The sequence below is a fragment of the Pseudomonas sp. X10 genome (assembly GCF_054889225.1).
In genome coordinates, this window is record NZ_CM142677.1 from 2,501,412 (window position 1) to 2,525,547 (window position 24,136).

At 64.6% G+C, this 24,136-nt stretch carries 21 protein-coding genes; 6 read left to right on the top strand and 15 right to left on the bottom strand.

Annotated elements, in window-relative coordinates; all coding sequences use genetic code 11:
• Positions 1–3: 3 nt before the first annotated feature.
• The 5 genes from mexE to ACYU03_RS11560 all read right to left on the bottom strand — a co-directional run bounded on the left by mexE (position 4) and on the right by ACYU03_RS11560 (position 5,477).
• Complete coding sequence (mexE, locus tag ACYU03_RS11540; protein ID WP_461890812.1) at positions 4–1,245, bottom strand: multidrug efflux RND transporter periplasmic adaptor subunit MexE; 1,242 nt, start codon at positions 1,243–1,245, stop codon at positions 4–6.
• A 177-nt stretch (positions 1,246–1,422) separates the two neighbouring features.
• Positions 1,423–2,028 carry an START domain-containing protein gene (locus ACYU03_RS11545; RefSeq protein ID WP_461890814.1) on the bottom strand — a complete coding sequence of 202 codons (606 nt, stop codon included), beginning with the start codon at positions 2,026–2,028 and terminating at the stop codon, positions 1,423–1,425.
• A 103-nt stretch (positions 2,029–2,131) separates the two neighbouring features.
• Positions 2,132–2,968, bottom strand: a complete 837-nt coding sequence (locus tag ACYU03_RS11550) for a bifunctional allantoicase/(S)-ureidoglycine aminohydrolase (RefSeq protein WP_461890816.1) — start codon at positions 2,966–2,968, stop codon at positions 2,132–2,134.
• A 131-nt stretch (positions 2,969–3,099) separates the two neighbouring features.
• Positions 3,100–4,479 carry an LLM class flavin-dependent oxidoreductase gene (locus tag ACYU03_RS11555; protein ID WP_461890818.1) on the bottom strand — a complete coding sequence of 460 codons (1,380 nt, stop codon included), beginning with the start codon at positions 4,477–4,479 and terminating at the stop codon, positions 3,100–3,102.
• A 17-nt stretch (positions 4,480–4,496) separates the two neighbouring features.
• Positions 4,497–5,477: an aliphatic sulfonate ABC transporter substrate-binding protein gene (locus tag ACYU03_RS11560; RefSeq protein ID WP_461890820.1), complete on the bottom strand. Its 981-nt coding sequence runs from the start codon at positions 5,475–5,477 to the stop codon at positions 4,497–4,499.
• Positions 5,478–5,716: 239 nt separating this feature from the next.
• On the opposite strand from ACYU03_RS11560, the gene ACYU03_RS11565 reads away from it, so the two are divergent.
• Complete coding sequence (locus ACYU03_RS11565) at positions 5,717–6,628, top strand: NHL repeat-containing protein (RefSeq protein WP_461890822.1); 912 nt, start codon at positions 5,717–5,719, stop codon at positions 6,626–6,628.
• A 49-nt stretch (positions 6,629–6,677) separates the two neighbouring features.
• Here the strand turns inward: ACYU03_RS11565 and ACYU03_RS11570 are convergent, their stop codons facing one another.
• Complete coding sequence (locus ACYU03_RS11570; RefSeq protein WP_461890824.1) at positions 6,678–7,370, bottom strand: class I SAM-dependent methyltransferase; 693 nt, start codon at positions 7,368–7,370, stop codon at positions 6,678–6,680.
• A gap of 180 nt (positions 7,371–7,550) precedes the next feature.
• On the opposite strand from ACYU03_RS11570, the gene ACYU03_RS11575 reads away from it, so the two are divergent.
• Positions 7,551–8,765 (top strand): YeeE/YedE family protein, encoded by a 1,215-nt coding sequence (locus tag ACYU03_RS11575; RefSeq protein ID WP_461890826.1) that lies wholly within the window; start codon positions 7,551–7,553, stop codon positions 8,763–8,765.
• A 168-nt stretch (positions 8,766–8,933) separates the two neighbouring features.
• Here ACYU03_RS11575 and ACYU03_RS11580 read toward each other — a convergent pair whose 3' ends face one another.
• Both ACYU03_RS11580 and ACYU03_RS11585 read right to left on the bottom strand, forming a co-directional pair.
• A complete protein-coding gene (locus tag ACYU03_RS11580; protein ID WP_461890828.1) occupies positions 8,934–9,263 on the bottom strand; it encodes a hypothetical protein in 330 nt (109 codons plus the stop codon).
• 135 nt (positions 9,264–9,398) lie between these two features.
• Positions 9,399–10,211 carry a sulfite exporter TauE/SafE family protein gene (locus ACYU03_RS11585; RefSeq protein ID WP_461891446.1) on the bottom strand — a complete coding sequence of 271 codons (813 nt, stop codon included), beginning with the start codon at positions 10,209–10,211 and terminating at the stop codon, positions 9,399–9,401.
• Positions 10,212–10,320: 109 nt separating this feature from the next.
• Between ACYU03_RS11585 and ACYU03_RS11590 the strand changes: the two genes are divergently transcribed.
• Both ACYU03_RS11590 and ACYU03_RS11595 read left to right on the top strand, forming a co-directional pair.
• Positions 10,321–11,100, top strand: coding sequence for an AraC family transcriptional regulator (locus ACYU03_RS11590; RefSeq protein ID WP_461890830.1), 780 nt, complete (start codon positions 10,321–10,323; stop codon positions 11,098–11,100).
• A gap of 56 nt (positions 11,101–11,156) precedes the next feature.
• Positions 11,157–11,906, top strand: a complete 750-nt coding sequence (locus ACYU03_RS11595; RefSeq protein WP_461890832.1) for a FadR/GntR family transcriptional regulator — start codon at positions 11,157–11,159, stop codon at positions 11,904–11,906.
• A 253-nt stretch (positions 11,907–12,159) separates the two neighbouring features.
• On the opposite strand, the gene ACYU03_RS11600 is transcribed toward ACYU03_RS11595, so the two are convergent.
• The 7 genes from ACYU03_RS11600 to ACYU03_RS11630 all read right to left on the bottom strand — a co-directional run bounded on the left by ACYU03_RS11600 (position 12,160) and on the right by ACYU03_RS11630 (position 21,478).
• Entirely contained in the window at positions 12,160–13,740 is a 1,581-nt protein-coding gene (locus tag ACYU03_RS11600; RefSeq protein WP_461890834.1) for an aldehyde dehydrogenase (NADP(+)), read from the bottom strand.
• A 79-nt stretch (positions 13,741–13,819) separates the two neighbouring features.
• Positions 13,820–15,373, bottom strand: a complete 1,554-nt coding sequence (gene garD, locus ACYU03_RS11605) for a galactarate dehydratase (protein WP_461890836.1) — start codon at positions 15,371–15,373, stop codon at positions 13,820–13,822.
• Positions 15,374–15,444: 71 nt separating this feature from the next.
• Positions 15,445–16,818 (bottom strand): MFS transporter, encoded by a 1,374-nt coding sequence (locus ACYU03_RS11610; RefSeq protein ID WP_461890838.1) that lies wholly within the window; start codon positions 16,816–16,818, stop codon positions 15,445–15,447.
• 85 nt (positions 16,819–16,903) lie between these two features.
• Complete coding sequence (kdgD, locus tag ACYU03_RS11615) at positions 16,904–17,815, bottom strand: 5-dehydro-4-deoxyglucarate dehydratase (protein ID WP_461890840.1); 912 nt, start codon at positions 17,813–17,815, stop codon at positions 16,904–16,906.
• A gap of 321 nt (positions 17,816–18,136) precedes the next feature.
• Positions 18,137–18,949 carry a gamma-glutamyl-gamma-aminobutyrate hydrolase family protein gene (locus tag ACYU03_RS11620; protein ID WP_461890842.1) on the bottom strand — a complete coding sequence of 271 codons (813 nt, stop codon included), beginning with the start codon at positions 18,947–18,949 and terminating at the stop codon, positions 18,137–18,139.
• Positions 18,950–19,334: 385 nt separating this feature from the next.
• Positions 19,335–20,579 (bottom strand): NAD(P)/FAD-dependent oxidoreductase, encoded by a 1,245-nt coding sequence (locus ACYU03_RS11625; RefSeq protein ID WP_461890844.1) that lies wholly within the window; start codon positions 20,577–20,579, stop codon positions 19,335–19,337.
• Between the two features lie 26 nt (positions 20,580–20,605).
• Positions 20,606–21,478 carry a MurR/RpiR family transcriptional regulator gene (locus ACYU03_RS11630; RefSeq protein ID WP_461890846.1) on the bottom strand — a complete coding sequence of 291 codons (873 nt, stop codon included), beginning with the start codon at positions 21,476–21,478 and terminating at the stop codon, positions 20,606–20,608.
• Between the two features lie 146 nt (positions 21,479–21,624).
• Here ACYU03_RS11630 and ACYU03_RS11635 point away from each other — a divergent pair, with 146 nt between their 5' ends.
• Both ACYU03_RS11635 and ACYU03_RS11640 read left to right on the top strand, forming a co-directional pair.
• Positions 21,625–22,647 (top strand): Ldh family oxidoreductase, encoded by a 1,023-nt coding sequence (locus ACYU03_RS11635; protein ID WP_461890848.1) that lies wholly within the window; start codon positions 21,625–21,627, stop codon positions 22,645–22,647.
• 190 nt (positions 22,648–22,837) lie between these two features.
• Positions 22,838–24,037 carry an amino acid aminotransferase gene (locus tag ACYU03_RS11640; RefSeq protein WP_461890850.1) on the top strand — a complete coding sequence of 400 codons (1,200 nt, stop codon included), beginning with the start codon at positions 22,838–22,840 and terminating at the stop codon, positions 24,035–24,037.
• Positions 24,038–24,136: the final 99 nt, after the last annotated feature.

The following is a 24,136-nucleotide window of genomic DNA, read 5'->3' on the forward strand; positions in this document are numbered from 1 at the left end:
CCCTTAACCGCGCGGTGCTGTGGCACTGGCGAGTTTCACGCTGGGGCTGGCCGCGACCGGCGCCGGGTTGCTGGCTTCCAGGGCCTGGCGTTGGCGGGCGAGGGTGGCCAGTGTCGCATCGCTGGCCATCGGCGTTTCTTCTGGCGTGACTGGCGAGCCTGGGCGCACGCGCTGCAGACCCTTGACCACGATGCGGTCATCCTTGTGCAGGCCGTTGCGCACGATGCGCAGGCCTTCCAGCTTCGGCCCCAGCTCTACTGCGCGGTAGGCGGCCTTGTTGTCCTCGTCCATGACCAGCACGAACTTCTTGCCAAGGTCGGTGCCCACGGCTTCGTCGTTGATCAGCATGGCCGAGTAGGTGGCGCTGCCGACCAGTTTCAGGCGGGCGTACAGGCCAGGGGTGAACTGGCCGTCACGGTTGTCGAACACGGCACGGCCACGGATGGTACCGGTGCGCGGGTTGACCTGGTTGTCGACGAAGTTCATCTGGCCCAGGTGCGGGTTGCCTTCCTCGTTGGACAGGCCCAAATACACCGGGGTGGTCTGGCCGCGCTGACCGTCGCGGGCCAGTTGCGTGTACTTGAGGTAGACGCGTTCGTCGGCGTCGAAGTAGGCGTAGACCTTGTCGGTCGAAACCACGCTGGTCAGCGGCGTGACATCGGCAGTGACGATGTTGCCGGCAGTGAACTCGGCGCGGCTGACGCGACCGCTGATCGGTGCGGTGACGCGGGTGAAGCTCAGGTTCAGGCGGGCCAGGTCCAGTTGTGCCTGGATCGCGGCGACGCCGGCGCGGGCTTCGGCGGCAGCGCTGCTGCGCGATTCGGCCAGTTCCGCGGAGATCGCGTTGCTGTTGCGCAGGCGTTCGCCGCGGCGAGCCTCGTTCTCGCTGCGGATGGCGGTGGCGCGAGCTTGCTGTAACTGCGCTTCCAGGCGGCGGACCTCGGCCTGGAAGGGGCGTGGGTCGATTTGGAACAGCAGGTCGCCTTTCTTCACTTGGGCGCCTTCGGTGAAGGCCACCTGGTCGATCTGCCCGGACACCCGCGGGCGCACCTCGACGGTCTCCGGCGCCTCCAGGCGGCCGGTGAACTCATCCCATTCGTTGATCGGTTGCTCGATGACCTTGGCTACGCTGACCTTGGGGGCGGCGGGAGCCTGCACGGCATCCGGGCCCCGGCCGCAGGCGCTGATCACCAGCACTGCCAAGGCAGCCAGGGGATAGCGCAAGGGTTTGAGTGAGTGTTCCATGGAGAACTCCGCCAATATAAAGAGATAGTGGGCGGATTCTGGCGGGCACGCGCGGCGGGAACGAATCGAACGAGCCGAAGGTTATTATCACTGGGAATGATAGGAAGGGCTGCTCTATCTCGGAGCACGCATGTTTCCCTCGGACACAGGCCGCTAGGCGTCTACACGGCGGCTCTGTCAGGGTTGCCGCTGCGCCACGGCGCGCAAGGTGCGCAAACTCACCAGCGGAGCATCGACGACGAAGCGGTTGGCCAGCCAGCCGGGTACATCGCCGGCCGGGTCGGCCTGCAATTGGTAGGTTACTTCGGTCTCGCGTTCGCCCAGCGGGCGCAGGACCCACTCGCCCTGCAAGCGGCGTACACGGATCAGCCCCGGGCTGGTGGGCACCCTGCCGGGTTCGGCGCTCAGGGTCCGCACCAGGCTGCCGTCATCCAGGCGTTCGGTGCGCACCCTCAGCACCATGTCGCGTGGACTGGCCGGCCAAGGTAGCGCGGTGGTCAGATAGACCCAGGTGCTGTCGCCATCGACTTCCAGCAGACGCATGTCGGCACAGGCGTACAGCCATTTGCAGGCTACGCGCAGGTTTTCCTGCAGGTCGCTGAGGGTGCGCACGCTGGCTTTGATCACCGCCACGCCGCGAAATTGCTGGTAGGCCGAGCCCTGCACCGGGCTCAGGTAGATGCGGATGCCTTGTTCTTCATAAGCCAGGCGCCAGTCGTCGGCCAGTAGCGGCGGCAGTGGCAACAGCAACGGCAGGACGGCCAGCAGGCAACGCAGGTTCATGATCCGGACCACCGCAGGCAGGGGCTTGGGGTTCAAGCATAGGAGCGGACGGCAGAAACAGAAAGCCCGCCATAAAGGCGGGCTCGCAGGTGGCGACCTGGACTCAACGCTGTGGGTTGAGGGTCAGGTGCGCGTGGCGGTTGACATCCTTGTACAGCAGGTAGCTGAACGGGCCTGGGCCGCCGGCATAGCAGGCCTGCGGGCAGAAGGCGCGCAGCCACATGAAGTCGCCGGCCTCGACCTCGACCCAGTCCTGGTTCAGGCGATACACCGCCTTGCCTTCCAGCACGTACAGGCCGTGCTCCATGACATGGGTCTCGGCGAACGGGATAACGCCGCCTGGCAGGAAGGTCACGATATTGACGTGCATGTCATGGCGCATGTCGGCCATGTCGACGAAACGGGTGGTGACCCAGCGGCCTTCGGTACCCGGCATCTCGATGACCTGAGCCTTGTCGCGATGGGTGACGAAGGATTCCGGAGCGGCCAAGCCTTCGACCTTCTGGTAGTGCTTGCGCAGCCAGTGGAAGGTGACGTTGGCCTTGCTGTTGTTGCGCAGGCTCCACTCGGCGCCCGGCGCGATGAAGGCGTAGCCGCCTGGCGCCAGGGTATGGTGCTTGCCCTCGAGGGTGATGTCGATCTCGCCCTCGACCACGAACAGCACGGCTTCGGCGTTCGAGTCCAGTTCAGGGCGTTCGCTGCCGCCTTCGGGGGCGACTTCGACGATGTACTGCGAGAAGGTTTCGGCGAAACCGGTCAGCGGGCGGGCGATGACCCACATGCGCATCTTGTCCCAGAACGGCAGGTGGCTGGTGACGATGTCACGCATCACGCCTTTGGGGATGACGGCATAGGCTTCGGTGAACATGGCACGGTCTGTCAGCAGCTCGGTTTGAGCTGGGTGCCCACCGTGAGGGGCAAAGTAGGAAGAATTCGACATGGACAGTCTCGACTTGTTGTTGTGTCCCCGTGCCGGGGCCGCACCGGCCGGTGCGGCGGGGGGGATGAAGGACACGATATAGAACAGTCCGCACTATCCACAAATTAAATGTTGAAATACCCGGTATTTACTTACTGAATACCATCCTCCGCGAGTCTCACCTGTCTCCCGGCATGCCTTTCCGGCAACCGGTCACCCTGGCCGAACAGCTTGTGGCGCAGGCTGCCGTCCGCGTAGGCCAAGGGGTAGCGGCCACGGCGCTGCAGCTCCGGCACCAGCAGTTCGACCACCGCTTGCAGGTCGTCTGGTTGTACCGCGTAAGTGAGGTTGAAGCCGTCGATGCCAGTGCGGTCGAGCCAGTCCTCCAACTGGTCGGCGATTTCGTTGGCCGAGCCGACCAGCACCGGGCCGCGTCCGCCAAGACCGATGAACTCGGCCGCTTCGCGTACGCTCCAGCGGCGGTTCGGGTCCGCGGCGGTGAAGGCGGCCAGGGCGGCGCGGCCGGCGTCGTTTTCCACGTACTCGATCGGCGCGTCTGGGTCGAGGCCAGCGAAGTCGATGCCGGTCCAGCCGGAGAGCAGCGCCAGGGCGGCGTCCAGGTCGACGTAGCGGCGGTATTCGTCGAAGCGTGCCTGGGCTTCTGCACTTGTACGGCCGACGATCAGCAGGGCTTGGGCGTAGATCAGCACCTCGTCGCGACCCCGCCCGGCGGCTTCGCTGGCCTGGCGGATGCCGTCGGCGTAGCGACGCAGCACGGTCGGCGTCGGGCCGCTGATGAACACGCATTCGGCATGCTGCGCGGCGAACTGCTGGCCGCGCGCCGAAGCCCCCGCCTGGAACAACACCGGGGTACGCTGGGGCGAAGGCTGGCACAAGTGCATGCCCGGCACCTGGAAGTGCTCGCCGGCGTGGCCGATGGGGTGCACCCGAGATGGCTCTATATAGCGCCCAGTGTCGCGTTCCAGCAGCACGGCATCGTCGTCCCAGCTCTTCTCCCAGAGCTTGTAGAGCACCTCCAGGTATTCCTCGGCCAGGTCGTAGCGCTGGTCGTGGCCGAGCTGTTGGGCCAGGCCCAGGTTGCGCGCGGCGCTGTCGAGGTAGCCGGTGACGATGTTCCAGCCGACTCGACCGTTGCTCAGGTGGTCAAGGGTCGACATGCGTCGGGCGAAGGGGTAGGGGTGTTCGTAGGTCAGCGAGAAGGTCACGCCGAAACCCAGGTGTTCGGTCACCCCGGCCATGGCCGGGACCAGCAGCAACGGGTCGTTGACCGGCACCTGGACGCCGCCACGCAGTGCGGCATCGGGGCTGCCCTGGTAAACGTCGTAGATCCCCAGCACATCGGCGATGAACAGCGCGTCGAACAGCCCGCGCTCCAGCAACCGGGCCAGATCGGTCCAGTAGTCCAGGTGGTTGAAGCGCACGCTGGTATTGCGTGGATGGCGCCATAGCCCAGGCGATTGGTGACTGGCGGCGTTCATGCTGAAGGCGTTGAAGCGGATAGGGCGGGACATGCTCGGCCTCCCCGGCGTCAAGGCAGCACGGAAGCCGGGTAGACCGCGTCGGCCACTTGCAGCTTATGCGGGATCAGGCCCAGGCCCTGGAAGGTGTCAGCCAGCTTCTGCTGCTCGGCGACGATTTCCGGAGTGATGGCCACGGCATTGTAGTTGCGCCGTTCGCTGGCCACTTCCAGCACGCCGGCGTTGATGCCCAGTTGCGGCGCGAGCAGGGTGGCGACCTCGGCAGGCTTGGCATTGGCCCACTGGCTGACTTTGGACAGCTCGCTGAAGAAGGTCTTGAGCAGGTCGCGGTGCTGGTCGGCAAAGGCTGCGGTGGACAGATAGAAGGTGCGGTTGTTGGACAGGCCACTGCCATCACGCAGGTTCTTCAGGCCAGCTTGTTGCTCGGCGGCGGCGAGGAAGGGGTCCCACAGGGTGGCTGCCTGGACGCTGCCCGACTGCAAGGCGGCCACGGCGTCGGCGGCATTGTTGACGTAGGCCGGGGTGATGTCCTGGTAGCTCAGGCCTGCGTCCTGCAGGGCGGCAGCCAGCAAGTACTGGGCGTTCCAACCTCGGCCGGTGGCCACGCGCTGGCCCTTGAGGGCCTTGATGTCGGCGATGTGGTCCTGCTCACGCACCACCAGGCCGATACCGCGTGGGTAGGGTTGTTCGGCCGCCAGGTAAACCACAGGCTTGCCGGCGGCCTGGGCGAACACCGACGGCGCGTCGGCGGCATGGCCGAGGTCGATGGCGCCGGTGCTCAACGCCTCCAGCAACTGCGGGCCCGCGGCGAACTCATGCCAACTGACCTTGACTCCCTGGGGGGCAAGCGCTTTTTCCAGGGCACCGCTACCCTTGAGGATGTTGATGCTGTTGAACTTTTGGTAGCCGATGCGCAGCGTCTTGTCGCTGTCTGCCTGGGCGCTGGACAGGGGCAGCAAGGCACTGGCGACGCTGGCCAGCAAACCGCCGAGTAGCAGGCGGCGCAGGGAGGAAAAGGGACGGGCAGGCACGGTCATCTCCTTAGAGGTGCGTAGGAAAACATCCACTCAGCCTAAGGAGGCGGCTTGCTGGTTTCAATTTCTTAATTCCATTTGGTTAGAATGTTTTGTTCTTTTTATATCCTTTTATTTTCATGCCGTTCGTTCACCGTCGCCGCTGTCGGCAGCAACTCCGCCGGATGCGCTTGCCCCTCGACATTTTTTTCACATTGACTTGCTAGGATCGCGGCCTTCTTCAAAGGGACGAGAGAATGGTCCAGATCTTGCGCAAGCGCGGTGTACGGTGGGTACTGAAGGCAAGCACGGCCTTGGTGGTCGGTGCCTTGGGCTTTTTCTCCTGGCAGAGTTTCTACCCGGTGCAGGCCGCCACGGGCTGGGATTACCAGGTGCTGCACCGCTCGGTTGCCAAGGCTGCCTCGTTGCTGCCGCTGGCCGATGGCAGCCTGCTGGTCAGCCGCGAGTTGAACGACGGCAAGGGCAGTATCCTGAAGATCACTGCACAGGGCGACCGGGTCGTGCTGGTCGATGGCCTGTCCAAGCCTGACGGCATGGTCGCTGCCCAAGGGGGTTGGGTCTTCAGCCAGGAAGGCGGCAAGGCACCGGTGAGCTTGCTGCGTGACGGGCAGATTACGGCGCTGTTCGAGGGCGAGAACGTGCAGGGGCTGTGGAATGATGGCGATCACCTCTACGCCATCGAAGACCGTAAGGGCAATGGTCGCCTGATGCGTTACGGCTGGGACGACGGCCGTCTCGAAGTGCTGCGTTCAGGGTTGACCGAGACCGAAGGCCTGACCCGCTGCAGCGATGGCCGCCTGCTCTACACCGAGAAGGCCAGCGGCCAGATCCGCGCCTTGAGTGCCGATGGCCAGGACCCGGTGGTGATCGATGGCTTGCGCAACCCGACCTTCCTGCTCTGTGACCAGCGCGGCCTGTGGATCAGCGAAGACTCCACCCACCGCGCCCGTTTGCTGCGCGTCGATGCCGAGGGGCGCCAGCATACCGTGCTGTCCTTCCTCAAGGCGCCCCAGGCGATCGTCCCGGATGGAAAGGGCGGCTACCTGCTTGCCGAGGGCGGCCGCGACCGTGTGCTGCACCTGGCGCCGCTTGCCGATGACCGGGTCACGGCCCAGGCTGTCGTCCCGGCCCGCAAGCCCGGAGCCTGATCAGCCTTGTCGCTGCTGGCCGCGGGGATGGCCTTGGGGCTGTACAGGCTCACGGGGTGACCTGGGGCTGCGGCTCTGCGACCAGCAGCAGGGATTGTGGCTGCGGACTCTGTGGGTGCTGCGGCTCCTGCAGGCCGGTGAGCTTGTAGCCAGCCAGGTCGAGCCCGGCCAGCCAGCTGGAGAGGGTACGGAAGTACCAGGGCATGGGGTGCCACTGGCCGCTGAAGGTGGCGAAGCTTTCCTCGCGCCAGCCGTCCTGGTAGTCGCCGGCGGCGGCGCTCCAGGGATGCAGGGTCTGGATCACCAGCGCGCCGCCGGGCGTGAGCAGGGCGTTGAGCGCTGACAGCAACGATACGATGTCTTGCTGGAGCAGGGCGAAGTTGGCGCAGATCACGTCATAGCCCGTACCGACCTGCACTGCCGACTCGACCAGTTGCGCGTAGCTGGCCAGGTGTACCGGCGCCGGACTAGCCTCCCGCGCCGCCGCGACCAGGGTCGCATCACCATCTACTCCGACCGCCGCCACGCCACGGCTGGCCAGGGCGCGCAGCAGCCAGCCTTCTCCACAGCCCAGGTCCAGCACCCGCTGCGGTTGACGCCCGAGTACGGCCAGGAGGATGGCCTGGTCGGTGACCTGCTGACGGCTTTCGATGACGCCACCACGTACCGCTGAGATCCAGGCGGCGGCGTTCTGCTGCCAACTGTGCAGCAGGGCATCCTCGGGGTCATCGGGGCAGGGCATGGGCGAGTGTCCGCAGGTGGAGAGACAGGATGCAATCATAGGCCAGCCTGGCCTCCTGTGTACCTTAGCTCTTGCGGCCACTATGCCTGGCGCCAGCGATTGACCCCACTACCACGGCGTTTTTCGCCCCGTCAGCACAGGCTATACTCGCGGGCCGTTCCACCGTATCCGAGTATTCCAATGGGTCTTTCCGCTACTGCTACACCCGAACCGCGTCGCCTCGGCGCGCCGTTGTTCGCGCTCGCGCTGCTCCTGGTTGGCGCCTGGTTCCTGAACAGCAACGTTGGCGCCAAGCAGGTGCTGCTGCTGATTGTCGGCGCCGCGCTGGGCCTGACGCTCTACCACGCCGCTTTTGGCTTCACCTCGGCCTGGCGGGTGTTCATCACCGAACGCCGTGGCGCTGGCCTGCGTGCGCAGATGGTTATGCTGGCCCTGGCGGTGCTGTTGTTCTTCCCGGCGTTGTCCGCCGGCAGCCTGTTCGGCCAGCCGGTCACCGGCCTGGTGGCTCCGGCCGGGGTATCGGTGGTGTTTGGCGCATTCATCTTCGGCATTGGCATGCAGTTGGGCGGAGGCTGTGCCTCGGGCACGCTGTTCACCGTTGGTGGCGGCAATGCGCGGATGCTGGTGACCCTGCTGTTCTTCATCATCGGCTCGGTGACCGCGACCCATCATGCCGATTGGTGGTTCGCTCTGCCGTCGTTCCCGGCCACCTCCATCGTCCAGGCTTTCGGTGTCGTTCCAGCGCTGCTGGTGAGCCTGCTGGTGTTCGGCCTGATCGCCTGGCTGACCGTGGTGTTGGAGAAGCGTCGTCACGGCCAGTTGGAAGCGCCGGTCAGCAGCGAGCACCAGGGCCTGCGCCGCTTCCTGCGTGGTCCCTGGCCATTGGTGTGGGGCGCGGTCGCCCTGGCACTGCTCAACTACGCCACCCTGGCCCTGGCTGGCCGCCCTTGGGGCATCACCTCGGCGTTCGCCCTGTGGGGCGCCAAGACCCTGACCGGCCTGGGTGTCGATGTCAGCGCCTGGGCCTTCTGGCAGGCACCGGCCAATGCCAAGGCCCTGGCTGCCCCGCTGTGGCAGGACATCACCACGGTGATGGACATCGGCATCGTCCTCGGCGCCTTGCTCGCCGCCGGCCTGGCAGGGCGCTTCGCCCCGAGCCTGAACATTCCCCTGCGTTCGCTGGTAGCCGCGGTGATCGGTGGCCTGCTGCTGGGCTATGGCTCGCGCCTGGCCTATGGCTGCAACATCGGCGCGTACTTCAGTGGTATCGCTTCGGGCAGCGTGCACGGCTGGTTGTGGCTGGTGGCCGCCTATGCCGGCAACCTGATCGGTGTACGCTTGCGGCCGCTGTTCTTCGCCGGTGAGCGGCGTGCGCCTGCGTTGAGTGGATGCTGAAACGATCGAAGAAGGAAAGGGCCGCCGTGGGGCGGCCTTTTCATTTTTACATCATGATGTTATTTCAACTTGTTGATTTTAAAGAAAATCAGCTTAATTGTTCTGATTTGGCGATTTCTTCATCTGTTTTCTATTTTTTATTTTTCAACTAATTGAAATTTAAGGTTTTTATCTTTTTGCCAGTGCATGCTGCACGCACTGTTCGTAATACGTCTGCTTGATCGCGGCCGGCTTTAGCCGCGAGCGGCTGTTGTAGGTTTGCTCGGTGATGCCAAACGCGGTCATGCGCATCCACGGTTTGGGGAATTTACGTACTTGCAGCTTCTTGCGCGCGGCGTACAGGGTCACCCCGGACAGCTTGGAGTGCTGTGCGTCGGCAGCGATCTGCGAGCCCCAGTTGCAGACGTAGCGATCGTTCTTGTTCAAGGCCTTGGCCTGGACGCCGATGGCGGCCGTGGCCAGCAGGCAGCCGGCCATCATTACTAGAATTCCCCGCATGTTGCTGTCCTAAGCGTCTGAAGGAAAAGAGAGTTTGCCTTCGCTTAGGCACTTAGGGGGCCAGCAATTTGCCGTCAGATTGCCTTCAGTTCAGCGCACACAGTCCAGGCGCGGATGTGGGGCGCCGAGGCACTCTCAGCGCACGATGAGCATCACCAACAGCACGCCAGCCAACAACGCCAGGTAAGCCTTGGCATGCACGGCATCGGGAATCCGTCCGATCAAGGGGGCGGCCAGGCGGATGCCGAGCCAGGAGCCAAGCGCCAGGAGGCCGAAAGCCGGCAGGTCGACATAGCCGGCATAACCACTGCCCAGCGCGTGGCCTTGGCCGGCGAGCAAGGCATAGACCAAGGTGCCGGACAGCGCCATGGGCAGGGTCAGGGGATTGGCCATGGCGGTGGCCGTGGTCATGCTGGCGCCGCGCCGGCGCATCAGCGGTACTGTCATCACGCTGCCGCCGACACCCAGCAGTGCGGCCAGGCAACCAATGGCCGTTCCGGCCAAGGCGCTGCCTGCGCGCCCCATAGGTTGGACCAGGCTTGGCGCTTCCTGGACGAAACCCGGACGCAACAGCGCATCGACAATGGTCAATGCCAGATAGGCGATGAATGCCCAGCGCAGCCAGTGCCCCTCAAGGTTTATGGCCGCTATGGCGCCGAACGAGGCGCCCAGGGCGATATAGCCCAGCAGTGGACTCACCAAGTCCCAGCGCAGGGTGCCCGCGCGATGGTGGCGCAGGGTCGCCAGGCTGGCGCTGAACACCATCACGCTGGTCGAGGTGGCCACGGCCACCTGCATGGCGGACTGTCCGATGCTGGACGTTGAGCCATGGCTGGCGATCAGCAGGGTATAGAGGACCGGTACAGCGAAGAAGCCGCCACCGAAACCGAACAGCACCGTGGTGATACCGGCAAGCACGCCGAAGCAACCGAGCAGGACATAGAGCATGGGAAAGACCTTGCAGCAGACAGGGGAAAGTTGCACCTTAAGCCGCTGACCAGTGGCTGACTTGCGTGCCTCGGTCAACAATCGTTGAATTTCGGCCAAGTAGGTATTCATGCTCAATATTCCTTTGGCCCAGGTCGATCATCTGTCCCGGGACGTCCTGGCCATCGGCACCGATTACCCGCCGGGTACGCTGCTGGCTAGCCATCGCCACCGGCGCGCGCAGTTCCTCTATGGCATGAGCGGCCTGATGGAGGTGGAAACCGACGACGGCGCCTGGGTCATCCCGCCGTACAACGGCGTGTGGATTCCACCAGGCAAGCGGCATCAGGTGCGCATGCACGGCGTCAGCACCCGTAGCCTGTATATCGAGCCCGCCGCCGTACCGCGCCCCGGGGAGCAATGCGAGGCCCTGCTAGTCGAGCCGTTGCTGCACCAGTTGTTGCTGGCCAGCGCCGAAGTGCCGCTGTTGCATGACGAGCAGGGGCGTGACGGGCTGCTCCTGGAACTGATCCTTCACGAGCTGCGCCGTGCCCGCAGCCTGCCGCTGTTCGCGCCGATTCCCGCTGATCCGGCGCTGGCGGGCTTGTGCCAGGCGTTCCTGCGGATGCCGAGCATCCTCGTTACGGCACAGGACTGGGCGCAGTGCCAGAACAAGAGCCTGCGTACCTTCAATCGTCACTTCCGCCAGCAGACCGGCCTGTCATTCGGCGCCTGGCGCCAGCAAGCCTGCCTGTTGGCTGCGGTGACCAGGCTCTCGGCTGGGGAGTCGGTGACCCGCATTGCCTTGGACCTGGGCTATGACAACCCGAGCGCGTTCTCCAGTATGTTCCGCAAGGCTATGGGTCAGGCGCCGTCGGGATTCGGGCAAGCCCGTGGTAGATGTATGTGATCGTACAACTGATTGCGCTATTATGGCGGCTGTCTTTCCAATCGAATGTGCAGGGCATGACAGAGCAGCAGGTACAACCCCGGGCCCGGCGCAAGCCACGCAGCCTGGCTCAGGAACTGGTCGCGGTGCTGACCGAACGGATTCGCAGTGGCCAGCTCAAGCGTGGCGACAAGCTGCCGACCGAGTCGCAGATCATGGCCGAGGAGGGTGTCAGCCGCACCGTGGTGCGTGAGGCGATTTCCCGGCTGCAGGCTGCCGGCCAGGTGGAGACGCGCCATGGTATCGGCACCTTCGTGCTGGACGCGCCGGTGTCGGGCGGGTTCCGCATCGATCCGGCGACCATCGTCACCCTGCGTGAAGTGCTGGCGGTGTTGGAGCTGCGTATCGCCCTGGAGATCGAGTCAGCCGGGCTGGCCGCCGAACGGCGCAGCGCCGAGCAACTGGCAGGCATGCGCCAGGCCCTGGATGAGCTGAACGAGGGTGCGGCCCATGCTTGCGATGCGGTGGCGGCGGACTTCCAGTTCCACCTGCAGATCGCCCAAGCCAGTGGCAACCATTACTTCGCCGACATCCTCAACCACCTGGGCACCAGCATCATCCCGCGCACCCGGCTCAATTCGGCGCGCCTGGCCCATGACGACCAGGCGCACTACATGAGCCGTTTGAGTCATGAGCACGAGGCAATCTACGAAGCCATTGCCCGGCGTGACAGCGAAGGGGCGAAGATGGCCATGCGCATGCACCTGGCCAACAGCCGGGAACGGCTGCGCCAGGCCCATGAAGCGGCAGAGGCGCAGGAGAGCTGAGGTTCTTGCTTGCGGGGAGTTGAGTGGGCTAGCCATGAAAAGCCCCGCAATCGCGGTAATGCTGTTCACTTGACTTCAGTTGGGGTCGCTGCGCGCCCCATCGCGACACAAGGCCGCTCCCACAGAGAGCTTGCAAACCACGCATTTACGTATGTATCGGCCCCAGCCCCTTGTGGGAGCGGCCTTGTGTCGCGATGGGCTGCAAAGCAGCCCCATTACCGCAATCGCGGGGCTTTTCCATTGCTCGGGGCGATCAGATCGCGCCGTCGCTCCACTGCCCATTCACCAACCGCCGCAGTTCCAGCGGATTGCTATCGCGCAGCGCCTCGGGCAGCAGCGCTTGTGGGTAGTTCTGGTAGCACACCGGGCGCAGGAAACGATCGATGGCCAAGGTGCCGACCGAAGTGCCCCGGGCATCGGAGGTCGCCGGGTAGGGGCCGCCATGGACCATGGCGTCGCACACTTCCACACCGGTGGGGTAGCCGTTGACCAGGATCCGGCCGACCTTCTCTTCCAGCAGTGGCACCAGCCAGGCGAAGGCCTCGAGGTCCTCGGGCTCGCCGATCAGCGTCGCGGTCAATTGCCCACGCAGGCCCTGCAAGGCGGCGCGCAATTGGTCCTGATCGACCACTTCGACCGCCACGGTGGTTGGGCCGAAGACTTCTTCCTGCAGCAGTGGATCGGCTTCCACCAGCAGGCGGGCATCGGCCTTGAACAGCTGGGCGCAAGCCTGGTTGCCTTGCTGTGCCTGGCCGGCCAAGTGCTGGATACCGGCGTGCGCGTGCAAGTGCTCCAGGCCGCTTGCATAGCTGCGCAGTCCGCCAGCGTTGAGCATGGTCTGTCCGGCCTGCTGGTCCAGGCTCTGACCGAGGTCGGTCAGCAGTTGGCTGTACTCCGGTGATTGCAGGCCGATCACCAAGCCAGGGTTGGTGCAGAACTGGCCGGCGCCCAGGCATACCGAGCCGGCCAGTTCGCGGGCGATGACGTCGCCGCGCCTGGCCAGGGCCGTTGGCAGGACGATCACCGGGTTGATGCTCGACATCTCGGCGAACACTGGGATCGGCTGTGGGCGCTCGGCGGCCATGCGGCACAGCGCGTCGCCGCCTTTGAGCGAACCGGTGAAGCCTACGGCCTGGATCGCCGGGTGCTTGACCAGCCACTCGCCGACGCCACCGCCGAACACCATGTTGAATACGCCCTTGGGCATGCCGGTGCGCTCGGCGGCACGGATGATGGCGCTGGCTACCAAGTCGGCGGTGGCCATGTGGCCACTGTGTGCCTTGAACACCACCGGACACCCAGCGGCCAGGGCGGCGGCGGTGTCACCGCCAGCGGTGGAGAAGGCCAGGGGGAAGTTGCTGGCGCCGAACACCGCCACCGGACCGACGCCGATACGCATCTGGCGAATGTCCACCCGTGGCAGTGGTTGGCGTTCAGGCTGCGCCAGGTCGATACGGGCGCCGAGGAAGTCGCCACGGCGCAGCACCTGGGCGAACAGGCGCATCTGGCCACTGGTTCGGCCGCGCTCACCCTGGATGCGGGCCGGGGGCAGGGCGGTTTCGCGACAGACGATGGCGACGAAGGCATCGTCCAGTTCATCCAGTTCTGCGGCGATGGCGTCGAGGAACTCGGCGCGGCGGGCCGGTGCCAGTTGGCGGAATTCGGCAAAGGCGGCGGCAGCGGCTTGGGCGGCGAGGTCTACTTCAGCCTCGGTGGCCTGGATGAAGCTGTAGGGCAGAGCCTCGCCGCTGGTGGCGTCCAGGCTCTGCAGGCGTTGTGTGCCGGCGGCGCTGCGCTGGCCGGCGATGAAGTTGTGGCCGAGGATCTCAGGCATGGGATGTTCCTGTTTGAAGTGAGAAAACATGTGGTGCGCCCTTGCAGGCACTGAGCTCACGGGAGTGGAGCATGTGCATTCAGGTAATGGGCGCCGGGTTGAAGAGGGTGATGTCGTTGTGCAGCCTGTGCTTTTCTGCCCAGGTCTTCTGGCGGCCGCTGGCGACGTCGAGGTAGTAGTGGAACAGTTCCCAACCCAGCGCCTCGATGGTCGAGCGGCCCGTGGCGATGCGCCCGGCATCGATGTCGATCAGGTCGGGCCAACGCTCGGCCAGCTCGCTGCGGGTACAGACCTTGACCACCGGCGCCATGGCCAGGCCATAGGGCGTGCCCCGGCCGGTAGTGAATACATGCAGGTTCATCCCGGCGGCCAGTTGCAGAGTGCCGCAGACGAAGTCGCTGGCCGGGGTCGCACAGAAGATCAGGCCCTTGTGGCTGACCCGCTCGCCTGGGCCAAGCACGCCCTGGATCGCGCCGCTGCCAGACTTGACGATCGAGCCCAGGGATTTTTCGACGATGTTGGACAGGCCACCCTTCTTGTTGCCCGGGGTGGTGTTGGCGCTGCGGTCGGCTTCGCCGCGTTGCAGGTACTGGTCGTACCAGTCCATCTCCCGTATCAGGGCCTGTGCCACCTCCGGAGTCTGGGCGCGGGAGGTAAGCATGTAGATGGCGTCGCGGACTTCGGTGACTTCCGAGAACATCACTGTCGCGCCGGCGCGCACCAGCAGGTCGGCGGCATAGCCCAGGGCCGGGTTGGCGGTGATGCCGGAGAAGGCGTCACTGCCGCCGCACTGCATGCCAAGGATCAGCTCGCTGGCAGGAACCGTCTCGCGGCGGCGCTGATCGAGCTTCTGCAGGCGGGCTTCGGCTAGGGCCATGACCTGCTCGATCATTTCGCTGAAGCCGAGGCTGGCATCCTGCAGGCGGTACAGCCAGGGTTCGCTCAGGTCCACGGAGGGGTCGTTGTCGTGCATCACCTGGCCGGCTTGCAGCTTCTCGCAGCCCAGGCTGATGACCAGGGCCTCGCCACCCAGGTTGGGGTTGCGTGCCAGGTTGCGCACGGTGCGGATCGGGATGTACGCGTCGCGTGCGTTGATCGCCACGCCGCATCCGTAGCTGTGGGTGAGGGCGACCACATCATCGACGTTGGGATACTTGGGCAGCAGCTCGTCACGGATGCGCTTGACCGCATGGTCGAGCACGCCGGTGACGCACTGTACCGTGGTGGTGATGCCGAGGATGTTGCGGGTGCCAACGGTGCCGTCGGCATTGCGGTAGCCTTCGAAGGTGTAGCCCTCCAGCGCTGGCAGCGCCTCGGGGATCGCATCGCAGCGTGGCAGGCTGTCCAGTTCCGGGGCGGCGGGCATGGCCAGCTGGTTTTCCTTGACCCAACTGCCCTGGCGCAGGTCTTCCAAGGCATGGCCGATGACCTGGCCGTAACGCCGCACTGGCTCACCCTTGGCGATGTCCACCAACGCGACCTTGTGGCTCTGCGGCACGCTTTCGACCAAGGTCAGGCCGTCGGCGAAGCGGCTGCCTTCACCCAGCCCCTGGTCGTTGACCACGACCACGACATTGTCGTTGTCGTGCAGGCGGACGTAGCGGGGCGAGTCGGTGTGTTCGATCAACTGCATGGTTGGGCCCTTCTTGTCTTCTCTCAGGCTTTGTTCAGCAACCGGCGCCACAGCGGGGCGCCGGCATTCTTTCAGTGGCGCGAGCCGGCCAGTTCACTGCTGGCGGCCTGTGCTGGGGCTGCTTCATCCTTCACGCTGTCACGCAGCTCGATGCGTTTGATCGGACCGACGATCACCAGATAGCTGAACACCGCCACCAGAGCATTGGCACCCACGTACACCAGCGCCCACTTGAACGAGCCGGTGGCGCTGATGATGTAGCCGATGATGATTGGTGTGGTGATCGAGGCGATGTTGCCGAAGGTGTTGAACATACCGCCCGAGAGGCCGGCGATTTGCTTGGGCGAGGTGTCTGACACCACTGCCCAGCCCAAGGCACCGAGGCCTTTGCCGAAGAACGCCAGGGCCATGATGCCGACCACCATCCACTCGGCGTCCACGTAGTTGCAGATCACCATCGAAGTGGACAGCAACAGCCCGACCACGATCGGCGCCTTGCGGGCGAAGGTCAGCGAGTTGCCACGGCGCAGCAGGTGGTCAGACAACACACCACCCAGCACGCCACCAATGAACCCGCAGATCGCTGGCAGGGAGGCGATGAAGCCGGCCTTGAGGATCGACATGCCGCGTTCCTGCACCAGGTACACCGGGAACCAGGTAAGGAAGAAGTAGGTAATGGCATTGATGCAGTACTGGCCCAGGTAGACGCCAATCATCATGCGGCTGGTCAGCAACTGCTTGATGTAGCCCCACTTCGGTCCGCTGTCGCCGGCTCCTCGGGGTTTGTCCATGTCCACCAGGCCGCCGTTCTTCTCGATGTGCTCGAGCTCCTCGGCGCCGATCATCGGGTGTTCCTTGGGGTTGTAGATCAGCTTCAGCCAGGCCAGGGAGAAGGCGATGCCCATGACGCCCATGACGATGAACACATGCTCCCAACCCCAGGCATGGACGATCCAGCCCATCAGCGGCGCGAACAGCACGGTGGCGAAGTATTGCGCCGAGTTGAAGATGGCCGAAGCGGTCCCGCGCTCGGCGGTGGGGAACCAGGCCGCGACGATGCGCGCATTGCCGGGGAAGGACGGTGCTTCGGCGAAGCCGACCAGGAAGCGCAGCATGAACAGTGCAATGATGGCGTTGGCCAGCGGCAGGTAGCCGACGAACCCTTGCAGGACAGTGAACAACGACCAGGTGAAGATACTGAAGGCATAGACCTTCTTCGAACCGAAGCGGTCGAGCAGCCAGCCTCCGGGGATCTGGCCGAGCACATAGGCCCAGCCGAAGGCGGAGAAGATGTAGCCGAGGGTCACCGCGTCGATGCCCAGGTCTTTCTGCAGGCTGGAGCCGGCGATGGAGATGGTGGCGCGGTCGGCATAGTTGATCGTGGTCACGATGAACAGCATGAACAGGATCAGATAGCGTACATGCGTCTTTTTCGTCGCTTGCATGCTGGTGAACTCCCACTAATTATTGTTGTGCGGGCTTGTATGTCCGTGGCCGAAGCAGCGCGGGCCGCTTCGGCTGCAGCGGTGGTTACTGGGCGCCTTGCTTGTCCATCAGAGCGGCGAGCATCTCGTACTCTTCGGCGCTCAGGTCGGTCAGTGGAGTGCGCACTGGACCTGCATCGAAGCCGGCGATCTTCGCCCCGGCCTTGACGATGCTCACGGCGTAGCCGGCCTTGCGGTTGCGGATGTCCAGGTAGGGCAGGAAGAAATCATCGATCAGCCTGGCCACGGTGGCATGGTCGTCCTGGGCCACGGCGTTGTAGAAGTCCATCGCGGTCTTCGGGATGAAGTTGAACACCGCCGAGGAGTAGACCGGCACGCCCAAGGCCTTGTAGGCCGCAGCATACACTTCGGCGGTCGGCAGACCACCCAGGTAGCTGAAGCGATCACCCAGGCGCCGACGAATAGACACCATCAACTCGATGTCGCCTAGGCCGTCCTTGTAGCCGATCAGGTTCGGGCAGCGCTCGGCCAGCATTTCTAGCTGCGTAGCGTTCAGGCGGCAGACGTTGCGGTTGTACACGACCACCCCGATGTTCACCGACTTGCACACCGCCTCGACGTGGGCGGCGACGCCGTCCTGGCTGGCTTCGGTCAGGTAGTGCGGGAGCAGCAGCAAACCCTTGGCGCCCAGGCGTTCGGCTTCCTGGGCGTACTCGATGGCTTGGCGGGTGGCGCCGCCGACACCGGCGAGGATCGGTACCGAGCCGGCGCAAGTGTCGACGGCGGTCTTGATCACCTGGCTGTATTCACTGGCCGCCAGGGAAAAGAACTCGCCGGTGCCACCCGCGGCGAACAGGGCGCTGGCGCCGTAAGGGCCGAGCCACTCCAGGCGCTTGCGGTAGCCGGCTGGGTTGAAGTCGCCCTGGGCGTTGAAGTCGGTGACCGGGAACGACAGCAGGCCGTGGGAAAGGATGGATTGCAGTTCTTGTGGATTCATTGTTGTGAGCATCCTGTAGCGCTTGGAAAAGATAGGGTGGAACCAAGGTGGAGGTAAGTTATCGTACAACTTGTGCAATGACTACCCCCCAAATGCAGGATTTTTCTCACAGGCAGACGAACGCACCCGTCTAGTCGAGGTGGCTCAGGGGGAGTAACGGCTCTGGAATGGGGTTTTGCGAAAAGGCGAGGAGTTATCGTATGTCTCAAGCCGGGAGGCGGGAAACGATCGCGGGACAAACCCGCTCCCACAGCAGCAACATCTGAGACCAGCAGAGGGTCTGTGGGAGCGGGCTTGCCCCGCGATCAAAGCTTGAAGCTATCAGGCGCTCTGGCGTTGCTTGCTCGCCTGGGCCTTGCGCACCTGCTGGCGGCAGGCGTCGCCGAAGGCCTTGAACATCTTGATCGAGTCTGGGTTCTTGGCCGCTTGCCACTCTGGGTGCCACTGCACGGCGAAGAGGAAGGGCGACAGGGCTGGCGCGTGAATCGCCTCGACCAGGCCGTCTTCGGCTTGAGCGATTGGCTCCAGGCCTTCGCCCAGGTTCTTCAGGCCCTGGCCGTGCAACGAGTTGACACGGATCTCGTCAGTGCCAAGGGTTTCGCGCAGCCAGCTGCCTGACTTGATCTTGACGCTGTGCACCGCCTGGTACTGGACCTCGACCGGATCTTCCGGGTTTTCCCGGTGATCGTTGAAGCCGGGCTCGGCATAGACCTTCTGGTAGATATCGCCGCCCAGGGCGACGTTGATTTCCTGCATGCCACGGCAGATGCCGAAGATCGGCAGGCCGCGGGCGATGGCCAGTTGCACCAGAGGGATGTCGAACAGGTCGCGGTCCTTGTCCTGGGCCTTGCCGGGGGTTTCGTTCTCTTGGCCGTACAGGGCCGGGTCGATATTGCTGCCGGCGCCGGTCAGGTACACACCGTCGGCCATGTCCAGATAGGTTTCCAGATCATCGGTGCCGCAGCAGGTGGGGACCAGGACAGGGACGCAGTCGGCGAAGTCGACCAGAGGCGTGATGTATTTGTGGGTCATGACCTGATAGTCATGGCCCTTGCGCTCCTGGGTGCCCATGGTCATCAGGACGATGGGTTTGCGCAGGGTCTGATTCTTATTGCCAATGTTGCTGTTGGGCATATGTCACCTTGGGACAGGCTCGGCCTGTCATTGTTGTGCAGGCTCGCGGCTCAAGGCTCTGCGCTGCCTGGGGTTTCGAGCACTGCCGGAAGCCCCGGCAGGGGGCCGTTTCCGGTCGAAACCTGATTCATAGCTTGCCAGAGCCGTTCGATATGTCAAACGACCTGCGGCGGGTTTGGGGAGGGGGGTTCCGGTTTTCCGGGACTTCAGGTGCTCTTGGCCCTGTATTGGCAAGGGTCCGGCGGGAGTGTAGGTCAATTATATTTAACGATGCAGTTGGGTCTTTGCAGCGGTGCAATGATCGGCGGGAGGCGGCGGGCGGACAGGGGCATGACACTGGCAAGGCTGAGTGAGGCCGTCATCTTGTTGTTCTCCCGCAATGTCATCACTCGAAGCGTTGCGCGCTGTAGGGCGTAGGGTCGGTGAAGGGCTGCTCGCCAGTGAGCATCTCGGCCAGCAGGCGGCCACTCACCGGGCCCAGGGTCAGGCCGTGGTGGGCATGGCCGAAGTTGAACCACAACCCCTTGTGGCGGCTGGCCGGGCCGATCACCGGGCGCATGTCTGGCAGGCAGGGGCGGCGGCCCAGCCATGGCGTGTCGTCCAGGCGTTCGCCGAGGCCGGGGAACAGCGTGCGGGCCAGGGCTTCGCAGCGTTGCAGTTGGATTTCGTTGCCGGGCGCGTCGCTGGCGGCGAACTCGATGCCGGTGGTCAGGCGCACGCCACGAGCCATGGGCGCCAGTACATAGCCGCCCTGGCTGTCGCAGATCGAATGGCCCAGCTCGGCACCGCCACGGGTGCCGTAGTGCATGTGGTAGCCACGCTTGATGCCCAGGGGGATGCGGTAGCCCAGCGGCGCATAGATGTCGGCCGATTGCGGGCCGAGGCAGGCCACCACCTCCGGGGCGGTGACCGGGCCGCGGCGGGTGTTCACCTGCCATTGGCCGGCGACCTGGCGCAGACTGCGTGCGTCGCCATGGATGAACTGGCCACCGCGTTTGATGAACAGTGCCGCATAACCCCGGGTTAGGCCGCCTGGGTTGTTCACTGTCTTGGGGTCGAGCCAGTGAATGCCGCCGACCACCGCGCCACCCAGTTGCTGTTCACGGGCCTGCAGTTGCCCACGTTCGAGGATTTCATACTGCAGGCCATAGCGGCCCAGGCCCTTGGCATCCGCCTTGGCCCGCTCGAACAGGGCGCTGTCGCGGTACACCTCGATCCAGCCCTTGGCTTGCACCATGTCGCCGAGGCCGGCGGCGTCGATCAGCGCGTCATGTTCCTCTACGCAGCGCTGCACCAACGGCAGCATGGCCGCAGTCGCTGTGGCCAGGGGCGTGGGCGCCGAGTGCTGCCAGTAGCGCAGCAGCCAAGGCGCGACCTTGGGCAGGTGGAGCAGGCTGTAGCGTACGTCGGGCTGACGGTTCAGGCCGTAGCGCAACAGCGCGCCGAACTCGCGGGGGAAAGCATAGGGAATCACGCTGGAACGCTCGATCAGCCCGGCGTTGCCGTGGCTGGTGCCGCTGCCCGGTTCGTTACGATCGACCAGGATCACCTGGCGCCCACGCGCCTGCAGGTGCAGCGCAGTACTGACGCCAACGATGCCGGCGCCCAGGACAATGGTTTGGCAATGCATGCAGCGTCTTCCTATATAGGCCTTAGCTATTGTTGTTTGCCCGCCGGCGCCGACGTGTAGCCGACGAACTCGTTGTGTAGCGCGGCAGTTGCTTCCAAGCGTTTCTCAACATCCGGTCCGAGCTTCTTGCAGACCTCGTTGACCATCAGGTGCACCCACGACAGCATGGTCGCGGTGGATTCCCAGAACAGATTGAATTCGGTGGGGATGCGGAACACCTCGTCGGCGTTGGCATCGGCCCAGTCACAGAAGGTGTCGGTAACCAGTGTCACCGGGATGCCCGCTTCACGGGCCTTGCGGCACAAGTGGAGGGCATGGCGCGAGTAACGCCGGGCCTCGAACACCACCAAGGCACAGTCCTCGGCACGGCTGAGCAGCACGTCGCTGAAATGCCCGGCGCTGCCGTCGACCCGGTGCACGCCCTCACGCAGGTATTGCAGCAGGTGGGTCATGCACATGGCGATACCGCGCTCGGTCTGGAAGCCGGCGATGAACACCCGTGACTTTTGTGCCAGACGCTGCGCGACCCGGTGCCAGGCGTCGCTGCGGCTGTATTCGTAGACCCGCACCAAGGCTGCCACCTCCAGTTCTAGGCTGCGGGAGCTGTCCGAGTCTTCGCGGTTCTGGCGGAATTCTTGCAGTCGATCGCCGACCAGCCAGGGGCCGTCACCCAAGTCGTTCTGTAGGTCGTGTTTCAGCGCCTTGAAATGGGCATAGCCCAGCGAGCGGCAGAAGCGTCCGACACTGGATTCGCTGACACCGATCTTGGCGGCGATGCTGGCCGAGGTCTGGAAGGGCAGCTCATGCAGGTTGGCGAGCATGTAGGTGGCGATCTTGCGGCCCGAGGCCGTGGCGCTGTGCAGGCTGTGTTCCAGGCGTTGCTTGATCGGTTGGCTCACAGGCGGCTCCGGACTGGATGAGGCTTGCGAATGAAGATGAATGTTTTCTGTTATCAGGTCAATGTTTGACAGTTAGCTGTCATCGAGGGAAAGTCTTGTCGTTGCAAACGCTGTTGCCCAGACCAATTCCAACAAGGGAGCTTCAGATGTCCGCACCTTCCGCCAGTACCGTGCATGTGCCTTTTGCCGAACTGCAGACGTTGCTGCAGCGCATCTTCCAGCGTCACGGTTGCACCGAGGCAGTGGCCGCCGTGCTCGCCCACAACTGTGCCAGTGCTCAGCGCGACGGGGCCCACAGCCATGGTGTGTTTCGTATTCCCGGGTATGTCTCGACCCTGGCCAGTGGCTGGGTCGATGGCCAGGCCCAGCCGCAGGTCGAGGATGTGGCGCCGGGCTTCATCCGGGTCGATGCCGCTGGCGGCTTTGCCCAGCCGGCCCTGGCAGCGGCACGTGCGCTGTTGGTGGAGAAAGCGCGGGCGGCGGGGATTGCCGTGCTGGCGATCCACAACTCCCACCATTTCGCCGCGCTTTGGCCAGACGTCGAGCCCTTCGCCGATGAAGGCCTGGTGGCCCTGAGCGTGGTTAACAGCATGACCTGCGTGGTGCCCCATGGCGCGCGCAAGCCGTTGTTCGGCACCAACCCCATCGCCTTTGCCGCCCCCTGTGCTGGCAGCGACCCGATCGTGTTCGACATGGCCACCAGCGCCATGGCCCACGGCGATGTGCAGATCGCCGCGCGCCAGGGCGAGCAATTGCCGGAAGGTGTAGGGGTGGACGCCGAGGGCAAGCCGACCTGTGATCCCAAGGCCATCCTGGACGGTGGCGCATTGCTGCCGTTCGGCGGGCACAAAGGTTCGGCGCTGTCGATGATGGTCGAACTGCTGGCGGCGGCATTGACCGGCGGGCATTTCTCTTGGGAGTTCGACTGGTCGAAGCATCCGGGCGCCAAGACTCCTTGGACCGGGCAACTGATCATCGTCATCGATCCGGGCAAGGCCCAAGGCGAGCGCTTCGCCCTGCGCAGCCGCGAGTTGGTGGAGCAGATGCAGGCGGCAGGCTTGCAACGCATGCCGGGTGAGCGGCGTTACCGCGAGCGGGCGGTAGCGGACCGCGAAGGGGTGGCGGTGACGGAGCAGGAGCTGCAGGAGTTGCGGAATTTGCTTGGCTAAGCCAGCCATTCGTGGGCACGCCCCCCGCAGGGGGTGCACTGATCCCCGGCTCGGCGCTGTATCCGGTTGCGCCTGGTTATGCACGCCTGCACTGACTCCCTTGCACACTGGAGATGTTCCTTCGCCGCTGCTGCAGGTATCCTCAGGGCAGCATTTCCCCGAACTGTCCTGACTCAAGGAGCTGTGCGCTGTGTTCAAACATGTCGATGCCTATGCCGGCGATCCGATCCTCTCGCTGATGGAGACCTTCAAGGCCGATCCCCGCGCCGACAAGGTCAACCTGAGTATCGGCCTGTACTACGATGCTGCTGGCGTGGTGCCGCAGTTGGCAGCGGTGGGCGAGGCCGAGCGCCGCTTGGCCGACAAGCCTCACGAGGCCTCGCTGTACCTGCCGATGGAAGGCCTGGCCAGCTACCGCCAGGCGATCCAGGCGCTGCTGTTCGGGGCCGGGCATCCGGCGGTGAGCGAAGGCCGTGTCGCCACGGTGCAGACCGTCGGCGGTTCCGGCGCGCTGAAGGTCGGCGCCGACTTCCTCAAGCGCTACTTCCCGCAGGCCGAGGTCTGGGTCAGCGACCCAACCTGGGACAACCACCGTGCGATCTTCGAAGGCGCCGGGTTCAAGGTCCATACCTATCCTTATTTCGACACGGCCAGCCGTGGCCTGGACTTCACCGGTATGCTCGCCACCCTGCAGGGCCTGGCGGCCAACAGCATCGTGCTGCTGCACCCGTGCTGCCACAACCCCACCGGCGTCGACCTGGACCAAGGGCAATGGCAGCAAGTGGTGGAAGTGGTCAAGGCACGCAACCTGATCCCGTTCCTCGACATCGCCTACCAGGGCTTCGGCGAGGGCCTGGTCGAGGACGCCTACGCCATCCGCGAAATGGCCCGTGCCGGTGTGCCGTGCCTGGTCAGCAACTCCTTCTCGAAAATCTTCTCCCTGTACGGTGAGCGGGTAGGGGGCTTGTCGGTGGTCTGCGACGATACCGACACCGCCCAGAGCGTACTCGGCCAGCTCAAGGCCACCGTGCGCCGCAACTACTCCAGCCCGCCCAACTTCGGCGCCCAACTGGTGGCTGGCGTGCTCGGGGACGATGGCCTGAACGCCCAGTGGGTCGCGGAAGTAGAGCAGATGCGCCAGCGTATCCTCGACATGCGCCAGGGGCTGGTCGATGCATTGGCCGAGCTACTGCCGGGCCAGGACTTCCAGTTCTTCCTGCGTCAACGAGGCATGTTCAGCTACACCGGTTTCAGCGTTGAGCAGGTCCGTCGTCTGCGCGACGAGTTCGGCGTCTACCTGATCGACAGCGGTCGGGTGTGCATGGCCGGCCTGCGTCCGGACAACCTGCAGCAAGTGGCCAAGGCGTTTGCTGCGGTGCAGGCACGCTGACGCGGGCCCGTACACCAGGCCTGTGTAGGAGCCCGCGTCAGCTGGCGATGGGGCGATCGCGCCGCGCCTCTGGCAAGGTTGCACCTTGCATCGTCAGAT